Annotated in this window: 10 protein-coding genes; 1 reads left to right on the top strand and 9 read right to left on the bottom strand. The window is 61.8% G+C overall.

Annotated elements, in window-relative coordinates; all coding sequences use genetic code 11:
• Positions 1-141: 141 nt before the first annotated feature.
• Entirely contained in the window at positions 142-2,445 is a 2,304-nt protein-coding gene (locus NLX68_RS10820; RefSeq protein WP_134064509.1) for a YgiQ family radical SAM protein, read from the bottom strand.
• Between the two features lie 168 nt (positions 2,446-2,613).
• Between NLX68_RS10820 and NLX68_RS10815 the strand changes: the two genes are divergently transcribed.
• Positions 2,614-7,143 carry a hypothetical protein gene (locus tag NLX68_RS10815; protein WP_254283965.1) on the top strand — a complete coding sequence of 1,510 codons (4,530 nt, stop codon included), beginning with the start codon at positions 2,614-2,616 and terminating at the stop codon, positions 7,141-7,143.
• Positions 7,144-7,148: 5 nt separating this feature from the next.
• Here NLX68_RS10815 and dnaB read toward each other — a convergent pair whose 3' ends face one another.
• The 8 genes from dnaB to NLX68_RS10775 form a co-directional block, all read right to left on the bottom strand.
• Complete coding sequence (dnaB, locus tag NLX68_RS10810; RefSeq protein ID WP_115089082.1) at positions 7,149-8,546, bottom strand: replicative DNA helicase; 1,398 nt, start codon at positions 8,544-8,546, stop codon at positions 7,149-7,151.
• 110 nt (positions 8,547-8,656) lie between these two features.
• On the bottom strand, positions 8,657-9,103 hold the full coding sequence (gene rplI, locus NLX68_RS10805; RefSeq protein ID WP_010221607.1) for a 50S ribosomal protein L9: 447 nt from the start codon (positions 9,101-9,103) through the stop codon (positions 8,657-8,659).
• A 21-nt stretch (positions 9,104-9,124) separates the two neighbouring features.
• Positions 9,125-10,015, bottom strand: a complete 891-nt coding sequence (locus tag NLX68_RS10800) for a hypothetical protein (protein WP_254283964.1) — start codon at positions 10,013-10,015, stop codon at positions 9,125-9,127.
• Between the two features lie 36 nt (positions 10,016-10,051).
• Positions 10,052-10,282 carry a 30S ribosomal protein S18 gene (gene rpsR, locus NLX68_RS10795; RefSeq protein ID WP_009403887.1) on the bottom strand — a complete coding sequence of 77 codons (231 nt, stop codon included), beginning with the start codon at positions 10,280-10,282 and terminating at the stop codon, positions 10,052-10,054.
• Positions 10,283-10,310: 28 nt separating this feature from the next.
• On the bottom strand, positions 10,311-10,736 hold the full coding sequence (gene rpsF, locus NLX68_RS10790; RefSeq protein ID WP_010221605.1) for a 30S ribosomal protein S6: 426 nt from the start codon (positions 10,734-10,736) through the stop codon (positions 10,311-10,313).
• A 276-nt stretch (positions 10,737-11,012) separates the two neighbouring features.
• Positions 11,013-11,765: a 23S rRNA (guanosine(2251)-2'-O)-methyltransferase RlmB gene (gene rlmB, locus NLX68_RS10785; protein WP_010221604.1), complete on the bottom strand. Its 753-nt coding sequence runs from the start codon at positions 11,763-11,765 to the stop codon at positions 11,013-11,015.
• Positions 11,762-14,353 (bottom strand): ribonuclease R, encoded by a 2,592-nt coding sequence (rnr, locus tag NLX68_RS10780; protein WP_254283963.1) that lies wholly within the window; start codon positions 14,351-14,353, stop codon positions 11,762-11,764. The genes rlmB and rnr overlap by 4 nt, the downstream gene beginning before the upstream one ends.
• A gap of 83 nt (positions 14,354-14,436) precedes the next feature.
• On the bottom strand, positions 14,437-14,632 hold a 196-nt coding region (locus NLX68_RS10775), incomplete at its 5' end, for a hypothetical protein (protein ID WP_254283962.1).

Raw genomic sequence — 14,632 nt, 5'->3', positions numbered from 1 at the left:
TGAGTCCCTGTGGGAGCCAGCCTTGCTGGCGATGCCCGGCATAGCCGGGCCGGGGGTGCTACGCACCCCATCGCCGGCAAGGCCGGCTCCCACAGCTAACCAGATGACAGACAGTTGCTCCCACAAGCCCTGCCCCACCTGTTAGCGCGGCAGAGCCGGTTGGCGGGCGGGCTTCTTCTTGCCCTTGCCGCCCTTGGCGGCATCCTTGCGCGCCTTGGCCGCTTCCTGGTTGCGGGCAAACGCCGCCGCCTTGGCCTGTTCGCGCTTGTCCCACGGTTTGGAACCGTCACTGGCACGCGGCGGCAAGCCGTTGTGCTGGGTGAGGATCTTCTGTTCCTTGGCCACCTTGTGGCTGCCGGCCGGGGTCGAGTTCTTGCGCCGGGCACTTTGGTAGCTGTCGGTCGCCGGCTGGTGCAGCGGGATCAACTGGTGCTTGCCCGGGCCGATCAGGTCGGCACGGCCCATGCGCTCCAGGGCTTCACGCAGCATCGGCCAGCCCTTCGGGTCGTGATAGCGCAGGAAGGCCTTGTGCAGGCGGCGCTGCTGCTCGCTCTTGACGATGGTCACCGGGTCGCTCTTGTAGGTGACCTTGCGCAGCGGGTTCTTGCCCGAGTGGTACATCGCCGTGGCCGACGCCATTGGCGACGGGTAGAACGCCTGCACCTGGTCGGCACGGAAGCCGTTGCCCTTGAGCCACAGGGCCAGGTTCATCATGTCTTCGTCGGTGGTGCCCGGGTGCGCGGCGATGAAGTACGGGATCAGGTACTGCTCTTTGCCCGCCTCTTTCGAGTACTTCTCGAACATGCGCTTGAAGCGGTCGTAGCTACCGATGCCCGGCTTCATCATCTGGTTCAGCGGGCCTTCCTCGGTATGCTCCGGGGCAATCTTCAGGTAGCCGCCGACGTGGTGGGTCACCAGCTCCTTGACGTACTCCGGCGATTCCACCGCCAGGTCGTAACGCAGGCCCGAGGCGATGAGGATCTTCTTCACCCCCGGCAAGTCACGGGCGCTGCGGTACAGCTTGATCAGCGCCGAGTGGTCGGTGTTCAGGTTCGGGCAGATGCCGGGGAACACGCACGATGGCTTGCGGCACGCCGATTCGATCTCGGGGCTCTTGCAGGCGATGCGGTACATGTTCGCGGTCGGGCCGCCAAGGTCGGAGATGACCCCGGTAAAACCGGGAACCTTGTCACGGATCTCTTCGATCTCGCGAATGATCGACTCGTGCGAACGGTTCTGGATGATCCGCCCTTCGTGCTCGGTGATCGAGCAGAAGGTGCAGCCGCCGAAACAGCCGCGCATGATGTTCACCGAGAAACGGATCATGTCGTAGGCGGGGATTTTCTCCTTGCCGTACGCCGGGTGCGGGATGCGTGCATAGGGCATGCCGAACACGTAGTCCATTTCTTCGGTGGTCATCGGAATGGGTGGCGGGTTGAACCAGACGTCCACTTCGCCATGCTTCTGCACCAGGGCACGGGCGTTGCCCGGGTTGGTTTCCAGGTGCAACACGCGGTTGGCGTGGGCATAGAGCACGGCATCACCACGGACCTTCTCGAACGACGGCAAGCGGATGACCGTCTTGTCACGGGTCATGCGCGGGCTGGCGAGAATCTGCACCACCTTGGCTTCGTTCGGGTCCTCGACCTCGCCCTTCTCCTGCTCGATGGCACAGGCCTGGGTGTCCTGGGTGTTGACGTACGGGTTGATGATCTTGTCGATCTTGCCCGGACGGTCGATACGGGTCGAGTCGACCTCGTACCAGCCTTGCGGCGTGTCACGGCGAATGAATGCAGTACCGCGGATGTCGGTAATGTCTTCAATCTTCTGGCCAAAAGACAGGCGCTGGGCCACTTCGACAATGGCCCGCTCGGCGTTGCCGTACAGCAGGATATCGGCGCAGGCGTCGATCAGGATCGAATGACGGACCTTGTCCTGCCAGTAGTCGTAGTGAGCGATACGGCGCAGAGAAGCTTCAATGCCGCCGAGGACGATCGGCACATGCTTGTAGGCTTCCTTGCAGCGCTGGCTGTACACCAGGCTGGCGCGGTCCGGACGCTTGCCGGCCAGGCCACCTGGGGTGTAGGCGTCGTCGGAGCGGATCTTCTTGTCGGCGGTGTAGCGGTTGATCATCGAGTCCATGTTGCCGGCCGCGACGCCGAAGAACAGGTTCGGCTCGCCGAGCTTCATGAAGTCGTCTTTGGACTGCCAGTTCGGCTGGGCAATGATGCCCACGCGAAAACCCTGGGCTTCCAGCAGGCGGCCGATAATGGCCATGCCGAACGACGGATGGTCGACGTAGGCATCACCGGTCACGATGATGATGTCGCAGGAATCCCAGCCGAGCTGATCCATCTCCTCCCTGCTCATCGGCAGGAACGGTGCTGGCCCGAAGCATTCGGCCCAGTACTTGGGATAGTCGAAAAGTGGTTTGGCTGCTTGCATGTCAGTGACCGGTGGCTAATCGATGAAAAATCGCGGGCGCGGAATATAGCACAAAAATTGACCAAATCCGACGGTGGTGGTCGGAATCCGCCCCCGACAATTATTTACCGCCCGTCGCCGCCAGCGCCGCGCTCTGATCTGCGTTTTCCACCAATGGAGACGCACACCATGCCCCCCTCAATTGTCGACCAGGCCCCACTGGCAGCCAACGACCAGCAACGCTGGTCGGATCGACTGACCCTGGAGCTGATCGAAGAGCATCTGAACCAGAGTTTGCACACCCTGGATGAACATGAGCAGCGCCGTTACCTGCTACTGGCCCGTCTCGGCCCGCAACGGCGCCAGCGTCTGAGCGATGCCCTGCACCAGTTTCGCAGTGCTTTCGAGCACCAGGCTCTGGATGACCTGCGCCAACAACTGGCCCTGGCGTCCGGCCAGGCGCTGGACCCTCTGAGCACCTACCTGCACACCTACTCGCTGGAGGTTCAGCACGAATTCCCCCACCAGGAAGTCGAACACCTGCAGACTCGCAGCCTCTGGCAGGCAGCCCAGGACAATTTTGGCTTCAACGTTGCCTTGCAAAGCGGTTCAGGGCAGGTCCTCCTCAGGGCCAGCAGCATCAACACCCGCGAGTCAGGCGGGCGTCATTCGCTGATCCCGGTCAGCACTTTCGTCGATGTCGTGCGCAATTTGAACCTGGGCAAGCGCTTGCAAGACGACTTGCAGCAGAAGCTGCCCGCCCTGAGCGCACAAGCGGTCAACGACTATCAGCGTGCCCTGTTGCAATTTGCCCTGCTGGAAGCCTATCGCAGCACCGAAGACCACGAATTCAACCGTGAGCAACTGGCCAGCTTGCAAACGGCCTGCGAGCGACCGGGGGCCTTGCAGTGGAAGTACTTCAGCCTGAAGTTGCCGGACGGGGTCATCGAACATCTGCTCGGGCTGGCCGGGTCTCAGCCGTTGTTCAGGCCACTGAAACAGGCACTGGATTCATTGGCCAGCCGACGCATGAGCCAGACCTTGGTAGGTAACTTGATTCCGCTGCCGTTCTTCGTGGTCAAGTTGGGCGATGGGGTTTTCAGCTATTTTCCCGAACGCCCGGGCGGCGCCTGGCGTTCTCACGCCTCGGCCGTCGACGCCGTGGACTCGCTACGCCAGCAGATCCACCAGGGCCAAAGCACCAGCGCGTTGCATTGGCTCTATCAATGGCTGCCGCTTGCGCTACAACAAAAGCTCTCGGCACTGCTCAAGCCTGACAACGTTGACCGCAACCAGCTCAATGCGTTGGCCAAATGGCTGTACGACACCTTTGCCAACCAGCCCTCCACCGCCCTGCTCGATGTCGTCGAGAACCCGAACAGCCCGTGGAAAGCGCAATCACTGCTCCAGGTTATCGCCCAGGAACAGCAGCACGGGATCGCCGCCGACCTGGCGCTGATGGCGATCAGCAACAACAGCGTGGATTTCGACACCTTCCAGAGAGGCGCACTGTTCGTGGTCAGCGAGGTGCTGGAGCTGCTGACGCTCTCGGTTCCCGGCGGCGTTACCGGTCTCAACCGCGCCATGCTCACCGCCACCTTCGCCAGCCTCGGTTTTCAGTCGATTTCAGCAGCCAACGCACTGCTGTCCGGCCGCACCAGCGAAGCAGTCCAGGCAGCGGCCGATATCGCCGACCTGATAATCAGCGCCAGGCTTCAGGGCCTCGGCGCACGGCTCTCGGCGCGCCGCTCAAGGCACCTGGTGGCAGCCCTTGGCCGTGCACCGGCAATTGAGGCACGAATAGCGCAGCAACTGGATTCGCGAAACTGGAGCGACGCCAGGTTGCTGGAACACCTGCAGCCTCAGCTCCCTACCAAGGCCGCTACCTCAATCTTGCGGCTGAGCGGTGTAACGCGCGAACAGCTGGAGGCGGCATGGAGCGCCGGAGCGGACCTGCCTTGGCAACTGCGCTGCGTGATTGAAGGGCAACCATCGGCCAACGCAGAGGGCAATCCGGCCATTGCCGCCCTGACCCTGCGCTTCCCCGATTTGTCTGTTGCAGCCGCGCACGAAGCCCTGCGCCGCCACCCCCAGCTGATGCGGCTAGCAACGGACAGTCTCATCGAGCCCGGCCCCATTGCGACCGTGCTCGGGCTTGCGCAGGAAAGCCGCAGCCTGTTGGCACTGTGCAAGCTGGACGATGAACGGGCTGGCCCCGACCGGGATGCCGAAGCCCTGTGCTGCCAGTTGCTCGCCATCCGCCCTGAGTGGCCAGCTACCTTAGGCATCCGCATCGAAGAGAACCTTCAGGCCCCGCCAGGCACAGGCTTCACCCCCGCAGCGCCCACTCAACACTTCGGTTCAGCCGATGCCACGGACTACCTGAGCCTGACCCGCACCGGTAGCCACTATCACTTCCAGGACATGCCAGGTGTTGGGTTACTGCAGGCCTTGCACGAGCATCCGCACACCCCGTTAGCCAAAGACGATAGCGTTGCCATGTTGCGCGAGCAACTGCTCGACATCGCGCTGCGCAACCGCGACCTGCTGCCGGAACTGCTGGCCGAGCCCCCGCTGCAGGCGGTCTCAGCCGGGCGCTTGAGGGTCAGCGCCCATCCATTGGCCGGTACTGCTGGCACGCCTGGTAGCGGTATTCATCGTTACCAGGGGACGACCTACGCCATGATTGAGGACGCGGCGTACCCGATAGTGCCTGATGCCTCGGCATCAACTCCAGAATGGCGGGTATGGCGACTGGCAGACGGCCCACCCGCCGATAGCCCTGCGATTGTGCTGTATCGCCAGCACTGGTACTACGCCCGGGTTCCTGGCGCCGCCGGCATGCCCCGCCGAGGAGGGCGCCTGGCGCAAATGCAGGAGCAGAACCGCGCAGCCGCCGCAGCCGAGCGTGCTGCCCAATTTCAGCAGCAGCACAACACTCGCCAGCAACTGCTTGAGGTCAACCAGGCACTGCTGACGACCGCCGACCAGATGACGCAAGTGACTGCCCGGGTCAACGCTGCGGTTAGTGGCTCAGACGCACAGCAACAAGCCATCTCTGCCCTGGTGGTGACCTACTGGAAAACCATCAAACACATTTCGACGAAGGTCGACCTGCTTGAAACCCTGGGCGACCCGCAGACACTGAGTCAGCAACGAGAGATGCACGAATATCGCCTGCACTGCCTGGAAAAGATCATGCTCAGCCAGGACCTCGCCTTCACCAGTGAAACCGGGGAGTTGCTGGCCGACCCCCATCAGGGCGAGCATGGCCGCTATCGCCTGCAACACCGGCGCATCCTCCAGCACCTGGAAGAAAAGCGTCCCTTCCTCGACAAGCACGCGGCCTATATCAAGGCCCTCACCAACAGCTTTCCCGGCGCTCGCACCGACGCCTATCTCGCTCGGGCCAAGGAGCATTTCCCCGCGACTGCGCTGATGCACCAAGCGGCGGTGATCCTGTTCAAGATGGACTTGCTGGTTATCAGCGACACCCCGGACCCGCAAGCCCTGATCCAGCTCAATACCGAGGCGGCGCTGCGCCTGGTGCAACTGCACGACGCCCTGAGCACCTACACCGACCTGGACAGCCTCCCGGAACACTATCAGCTGTCACTGCTCGATGACCTGCAACGCCAATTCGACAACCACCAGCAAGGGCTCAAATCCATGCAGGACACCGCTGCCATGCTGGATAAAGCCCATCTGCGCGATATTGACCAGGCGCTGGTCAGCCTGGTGCAGCAGATACAACAGCGACTTGAGTCGATGTACCAGGACCTGACCAGCAATACCCTGTTGAGCCTTGATTCGCAGGCCCTGGACACTGATTTTCTGCCCGCCCGATCGCTGCAGCAGCCTGTCGCCGGGCCACGCAAGCGGGTGATCAAAGTCAGGCAGCAGGGCGCTACGGCATTTAAGGTGGGGGAAGCACACACCGACGAGCAGGGTCGGGAGGTGGTCGATATCATCAACCCTGGCATCGTTTCCGGGCCCCGGGTGCAACGCTATGTCAACCCGGTGGCCGGCTACTGGCAGCCGCTTGCCACTGAACGCCAGGTTGGCGGCGCGGCGTCGTTGGCAACGCAACTGTCCCAGGCCAATACGTTACTGGGCAACGTCGAGCAGCAACTGGACAGCGCGCGTCAGGATGCCGAGAAAAAACAAAACCCGAGCAACATCGTCGAGGCCCTTGAACGTCACGCCGGGGCTCTGGAGGTGTTGGCACAAGGCATTGAGTCATCAAGCACGGAGGCTGAACAGCGATCCCTGCTCGATCGCCTGCACGGCGCCGCCCAGCGTTTGCGCCAGCATGGCGAGGCATTGCGCCTGATGCTGTACAAATCACCGGAAACACTCGATATCAATCGTCTGCTGTACCTGATCGAGCACCGGCAAGTGAGCGTGCACAAGACACTGATGCGAGCGCCACGCGGTAAAGGGCGGAACAAGCACTTCCTCGACATTTACCAGGTCCGCGACGCCCAGGGCAGTCGCTCGACGCTGTGGGAGGCGCATTTTCACTACGATGCGACAACGACCGCCCTGGACCAGTTCCAGCTCAAGGGCGCGCACTTGAAGACCTTGGCACAAAGCCGCCTGGGCGCGGTATCACAGGCTCAGGCCGAGCGTGAAGGGCAAGCCCATGAGCCGATCTGGCGTGCCGCTTTTAGCCCTCAGGCGGCGCGCGAACTGTTCAGGGCCGCCAGTGATGGCTGAGCGGCTTACTCGTCGTCGTCGAAGTTGTAACTGCCCGGCGCGAGGTTTTCGAAGCGCGTGTACTTGCCGATGAAAGCCAGGCGGATAAAGCCGATCGGGCCGTTCCGCTGCTTGCCGATGATGATTTCGGCAATGCCTTTGTGCTCGGTCTCCGGGTGGTAGACCTCATCGCGGTAGACGAACATGATCACGTCGGCGTCCTGCTCGATTGCACCGGATTCACGCAAGTCGGAGTTCACCGGGCGCTTGTTCGGCCGCTGCTCGAGGGAGCGGTTGAGCTGCGACAGGGCAACTACCGGGCAGTTGAACTCTTTGGCCAGGGCCTTGAGCGAGCGGGAAATCTCGGAAATCTCGTTGGTGCGATTGTCGCCGCTGGAGCCGGGGATCTGCATCAGTTGCAGGTAGTCGATCATGATCAGGCCGACTTCGCCGTGCTCGCGCACCAGACGGCGGGTCCGGGCGCGCATTTCCGACGGGCTGATGCCGGCGGTATCGTCGATGAACAGCTTGCGGTCGTTGAGCAGGTTGACCGCCGAGGTCAGGCGCGGCCAGTCGTCGTCTTCCAGCTGGCCGGAACGCACTTTGGTCTGGTCGATACGGCCGAGCGAGGACAGCATACGCATGATCAGCGATTCGCCTGGCATCTCCAGGGAGTACACCAGTACCGCCTTGTCGCTGCGCAGTACGGCGTTTTCCACCAGGTTCATGGCGAAGGTGGTCTTACCCATCGACGGACGGCCGGCGACGATGATCAGGTCGGCTGGCTGCAGGCCGCTGGTCTTCTCGTCGAGGTCGGTGTAGCCGGTGGACAGGCCGGTGATCGCGCTGTCGGTGTTGAACAGCGTGTCGATGCGGTCGATGGCCTTGGTCAGCAGGTCGTTGACGCCCACCGGGCCACCGGTTTTCGGCCGCGCTTCGGCGATCTGGAAGATCTGCCGTTCGGCTTCATCGAGGATCTCCGCGGCATTGCGCCCTTGGGGATTGAAGGCGCTGTCGGCGATCTCGTTGCTGATGCTGATCAGCTGGCGCAGGGTCGCCCGCTCGCGGATGATCCCCGCATAGGCCTTGATGTTGGCCACCGACGGGGTGTTCTTCGCCAGCTCGCCCAGGTAACCCAGGCCGCCGATTTGCGAGCTCAGGCCTTCCTTGTCCAGTTGCTCGTGCAGGGTGACCACGTCGAACGGGGCGTTCTGGTCGGCGAGCTTGTGGATGGCGCGGAAGATCAGGCGGTGGTCATGCCGGTAGAAGTCGCCATCGGAGACTTGATCAAGCACCCGCTCCCAGGCGTTGTTGTCCAGCATCAAGCCACCGAGCACGGCCTGTTCGGCCTCGATGGAATGCGGCGGCACCTTCAGGGCAGCGGTTTGCAGATCATATTGCTCGGGGGCGGTTATCTCGTTCATGGCCACGCAGGAATCAGGGTGATGAAAAAGACAAAGGGCACGACCTGCAAAGCAGGATCGTGCCCGATGTTAACCGGCTGACACCCAAGGTGCCAGCCGATCGGTACAGCTTAGGCTGCGACAACAACCACGCGAACGGTGGCTTCAACGTCGCTGTGCAGGTGCACGGCAACGTCGTATTCGCCGACGTTACGGATGGTGCCGTTCGGCAGACGAACTTCAGCCTTGGCCACTTCAACGCCGGAGGCGGTCAGGGCGTCAGCGATGTCGTGGGTGCCGATCGAACCGAACAGCTTGCCTTCGTCACCGGCGGTGGCAGTGATGGTCACTTCCAGCTCAGCCAGTTGGGCAGCGCGAGTTTCGGCCGAAGCTTTTTTCTCTGCAGCGATTTTTTCCAGCTCAGCACGACGCTCTTCGAACGCAGCCAGGTTGGCAGCGGTCGCAGCGGTGGCTTTGCCGAATGGCAGCAGGAAGTTACGACCGTAACCGGCCTTAACATTTACCTTGTCGCCCAGGTTGCCCAGGTTGGCGACTTTTTCCAGCAGGATCAGTTCCATTTGGTATTAACCTCTTAACTTTTAACCTTCACCGTTCGCGTCATCGGCATCCTTGGATGCTGAACGACCACGAAAATCAATCAGGCTGTCGACAATGGCCAGAACCACGAGCAATGGACCGATCAAGTGCATGAAAGGCAACAGCGTGACGTATAACCCCACCAGCCAGAAACTGGCCAGGCGTTTCTGCGCGACCAGCCCGTGAATCAGGGCCAGCCCGGCGAACATGAACGCAACACTGCACAGCGGCAACAGAATCAATGCGTGCAGCCCCATGAACGGTGCTACAAACATGACGGCCAGCAATGCCAGCATCACGCCCTTGGGGAACCGAATCGCGCGAAATTCGCGACCGAAACCACCTGGGTTGTACAACAACGCCTGCCAATAACGCCCAAGAATCAGACATGACACGCTAAAGACCTGCAGCGTTATCGCTATTGAAGCGATCAAGATTGGGGCCATCACTGAGGCGAGCATTGCCTTCTGGTCCGCCGAGATAGTCTCGTAGGCTTTACCCATCACTAACGGCAAGGCATCTTGCGACGCTTTGGCGAGTGAATCGATGTAAGGACCCAGCAAGGTCCCCAGGCTCACCGCAAACAACAACCCCACTACCACGCTGACCAGCAGCACGCGGTTCCAGGAATGGCCTGCGCGCAAAACCAACGCAAGGCTGCAAGACCCCACCAGCACCAGCAACGCTGTCGGGTCCTTCAGGAAGTGCCAGCTCAACAACGTCGCCAGCAATCCCAGACCAAGGACGCTCAATGCGTCCGAACCGCGCCGCAGAAGCACAAGGCATCCCGCAGCGGCACTCAACCAGAACAACAGCGGCAATGCCGCCGATCCGGCCACGACAAGCGTGGCCTGCACACGTCCGCGCATGATGTAATCAGCTAGCGCTCGCATGCACTTTATCCTTTGCTACTTGTCGACGACCCGGTCTCAGCGGCCGTGGCTGTCGGTGTAGGGCAGCAGGGCCAGGAAGCGGGCGCGCTTGATAGCGGTAGCCAGCTGACGCTGATAACGAGCTTTGGTACCGGTGATACGGCTTGGAACGATCTTGCCGGTTTCGGATACGTAAGCTTTCAGGGTGTTGAGATCTTTGTAATCGATCTCTTTCACGTCTTCAGCAGTGAAGCGGCAGAATTTACGACGACGGAAGAAACGTGCCATGTAATAGGCTCCTCAAAAGGTCCGTGGATTACTCGTCAGCGTTATCGCTGTTGTCGCTGTCGTTGCTGTCATCGCCATCGGCGCTGTCAGCATGCTCAGGACGGTCGCGACGCTCACGGCGCTCACTGCGGTTCTCTTCAGCCTTGAGCATCTCGGACTGGCCGGTAACGGCTTCGTCGCGACGGATGACCAGGTTACGGATCACGGCATCGTTGTAGCGGAAGTTGTCTTCCAGCTCGGCCAGGGCCTTGCCGGTGCACTCAACGTTCAGCATCACGTAGTGAGCCTTGTGAACATTGTTGATTGCATAGGCCAGTTGACGACGGCCCCAGTCTTCCAGACGGTGGATTTTGCCGCCGTCTTCTTCGATCAGCTTGGTGTAACGCTCAACCATGCCGCCGACTTGCTCGCTCTGGTCAGGGTGGACCAGAAAGATGATTTCGTAATGACGCATGAATGCTCCTTACGGGTTGTAGTCTGCCACCAGAGTGGTCAGACAAGGAGTGAAGGACACTTGTATGTCTTGCCCTGGGAAAAGGCGCATGAACGCCTGCCAACATGGCAAGGGGCGCAATTGTAGAGAAGCGCCGAGGGACAAGCAAGGTAATTGGTGAATTATTGAGCAGCACCGAGGTGCTGCAATCGCCGGCAAGGCCAGCTCCCACAGACGTGCACAACACCTGTGGGAGCCGGCCTTGCCGGCGATGGGCTGCGAAGCAGCCCGCAGAGATCAGCGTTTAGCTTTAGCCTGCCGCTGACGAACGGCCTCGAACAGGCACACGCCCGTCGCCACCGATACGTTGAGGCTGCTGACGCTACCGGCCATCGGCAGCTTGACCAGAAAATCACAGTGCTCGCGGGTCAAGCGGCGCATGCCCTTGCCTTCGGCGCCCATGATCAGGATGGTCGGGCCAGTCAGGTCCTGTTGATACAGCTCCTGCTCGGCCTCGCCCGCCGTGCCCACCACCCACAGGCCACGCTGCTGGAGTTTCTCCAGGGTCCGCGCCAGGTTGGTGACCGCCACCAGGGGGATGACTTCGGCCGCACCGCAGGCCACTTTACGCACTGCAGGGGTCAGGGTCGCCGACTTGTCCTTGGGCACCACCACCGCCAGGGCACCGGCAGCATCGGCGGTGCGCAGGCACGCGCCGAGGTTGTGCGGGTCGGTGACGCCGTCGAGCACCAGGATCAGCGGTGCGCCTTCAGTACGGTCGAGCAGCTCTTCGAGCATCGCCTCGCCCCAGACCTGGCTCGGGCTGACTTCAGCCACCACCCCCTGGTGCACGCCTTCAACCCAGGCATCCATCTCGCGGCGCTCGGCCTGGCCGACCGCCACGCGGTTCTGCGCAGCGAGCTCAAGCAGCGGCTGCAGGCGCGGCTCGCTGCGCCCCTCGGACAACCAGATCTGCTTGACCCGCTTGGGGTGATGACGCAACAGCGCTTCCACGGCATGCACGCCGTAGATCTTTTCCAACTGACTCATGACTTGGCCTTGGGTTTACGTGACGCAGAGCCGGCTTTGGGCGGCCCTTTACGGTGCTTGCTCGGTTTTTCCGACTTGCCCGACTTGGACGCCGGCTTGCTGCCTGCGTGCTTGGCATCGGACATCAAGGCCTTCTTCATCTCCCGGCTCTTGCGCACTTCGGCGTTTTTCGCCGCGGCATGGGCAGGGAAATAGGCTTCGGCGGTTTCGTTCTTCTTGCTCCGGCGCGCAGGCTCTGCCGCCTTGGTCACTTCAGCCTTGTCGAGCACCGGTACCGGCTTGCCGTCTTGTGGACGCACGCCTTCGCCACGCTGCTTGCGGCCAATCGGCGCCTTGAGGGTGTTCTCGGCCATCTCGAAGTCGATCTTGCGCTGCTCGAGATCGACGCGCATCACCCGCACTTCGACGGTGTCACCCAGGCGGAAGTTGCGCCCGGTACGTTCACCGGCCAGCCGGTGATGCACAGGGTCGAAGTGGTAGTAATCACCCGGCAACGCGCTGACGTGCACCATGCCTTCGACGTAGATGTCGGTCAGCTCGACGAACAGGCCAAAGCCGGTCACCGCGGTGATCACACCCGGGAAGCTCTCGCCGACGCGGTCTTTCATGTACTCGCACTTGAGCCAGTTGACCACGTCGCGGGTGGCCTCGTCGGCACGCCGCTCGCTCATCGAGCACTGCTCGCCGAGCTGCTCCAGGGTCGCCTCGTCGTACGGGTAGATACGCGCCTTGGGAATGCTCATCGCACCGGCACGCTTGACGTGCGGGGTTTCCTGGCGCGAACGGATCACGCTGCGGATGGCCCGGTGGGTCAGCAGGTCCGGGTAGCGACGGATCGGCGAGGTGAAGTGGGTGTACGCCTCGTAATTCAGACCGAAGTGGCCGTTGTTGTCGGCGCTGTACACCGCCTGGCTCAGGGAGCGCAGCATCACGGTCTGGATCAGGTGGAAATCCGGGCGGTCGGCGATGCTCGCCAGCAGTGCCTGGTAATCCTTGGGCGACGGCCCCTCCTTGCCCTTGTGCAGGGACAGGCCCAGCTCGCCCAGGAAGGCGCGCAGTTTTTCCAGGCGCTCCGGCGGCGGACCGTCGTGAACACGGTACAGCGCAGGGATTTCGTGCTTCTTGAGGAACTCGGCGGTGGCCACGTTGGCCGCCAGCATGCACTCCTCGATCAGCTTGTGGGCGTCGTTGCGCACGGTCGGGCGAATTTCGGCGATCTTGCGCTCGGCCCCGAAGATGATCCGGGTTTCCTGGGTTTCGAAGTCGATCGCACCACGGGTATGACGGGCCGCCAGCAGCACCTTGTACAGCGCATAGAGCTGCTTGAGGTCCGGCACCACGTTGCTGTACTGCTCGCGCAGGGCCTTGCCTTCGCGGGTACGGGCGTGTTCGAGCATGCTGCTGACCTTGTTGTAGGTCAGGCGCGCATGAGAGTGGATCACCGCTTCGTAGAATTGGTAATCGACCATCTGCCCGGACTTGTTGATGGTCATTTCACAGACCATCGCCAAGCGGTCGACGTGCGGGTTCAGCGAGCACAGGCCGTTGGACAGCTCTTCGGGCAGCATCGGCACCACGCGCTCGGGGAAATACACCGAGTTGCCGCGCACCTGGGCTTCGGCATCCAGGGCAGAACCCAGGCGCACGTAGCTGGAGACGTCGGCGATCGCCACGTACAGGCGCCAGCCACCGGAGAACAGGCGCAACTTGCCCAGGCTCTCGCAGTACACCGCATCGTCGAAGTCGCGGGCATCTTCGCCGTCGATGGTGACGAACGGCAGATGGCGCAGGTCGACGCGGTGTTCTTTGTCTTTCTCTTCGACTTCCGGCTTGAGCTTGCGCGCTTCCTTGATCACGGCTTCTGGCCAGACATGCGGAATATCGTAGCTGCGCAGGGCAACGTCGATTTCCATGCCCGGGGCCATGTAGTTGCCGATCACTTCGGTGATATCGCCCTGAGGCTGGAAGCGCGGGGTCGGCCAGTGGGTGATCTTGACCTCGACGAACTGACCGATCTTGGCACCACCGTTGCGCCCCGGGGTGATCAGCACTTCCTGCTGGACCTTGGGGTTGTCGGGGGTGACAAAGCCGATACCGCCTTCTTCGAAGTAGCGGCCAACGATGCTTTCGTGGGCACGGGAGATCACTTCGACCACCACGCCTTCGCGGCGGCCACGACGGTCCAGGCCGGAAACCCGGGCCAGGGCGCGGTCGCCATCGAACACCAGGCGCATTTGTGCGGGGCTGAGGAACAGGTCGTCGCTGCCGTCATCCGGAATCAGGAAACCGAAGCCGTCGCGGTGGCCGGCGATGCGACCGAGGATCAGGTCGAGCTTGTCTACCGGGGCATAAGTGCCGCGCCGGGTATAGATCAGCTGGCCGTCGCGTTCCATCGCGCGCAGACGGCGGCGCAGGGCTTCGATCTGGTCTTCGGTGGTCAGGCCGAACTCTTCGACCAGCTGCTCACGGGCTGCCGGCGAGCCGCGCTCGTCCAGACGCTGGAGGATCAGCTCACGGCTAGGAATAGGGTTTTCGTATTTTTCCGCTTCACGAGCGGCCTCGGGATCGAGGGTCTGCCAATCGGCCATTAGGAGGGGTTCACCTTGTCTATATAAGGGTTAGTTTGGCATAGGCGTATTGAAACCGGAAATTTCAGGCTTGGACAGCCCTGTCAGAGCCCCCTCAATGCTGCCAAAACCATCATAAGGAACAACGACTTGAATTTTTTAAGATTTTTTCTGAACGGGGGTTTACAGCTCTCAGAGGCATCCGTATAGTGCGCACCACAGCGACGGACACCGTCGTTATAGTTGAGATGCAACACGATGTGAAGCATCATGTTCCTCAGCGAAATGCCCAGATGGTGA

Origin of the sequence: Pseudomonas sp. SBB6, from assembly GCF_024213215.1 — a bacterium.
Lineage (GTDB): Bacteria > Pseudomonadota > Gammaproteobacteria > Pseudomonadales > Pseudomonadaceae > Aquipseudomonas > Aquipseudomonas donghuensis.
Note: the sequence above shows the minus strand (reverse complement) of the source record. Positions and strands in the feature narration are given on the sequence as shown.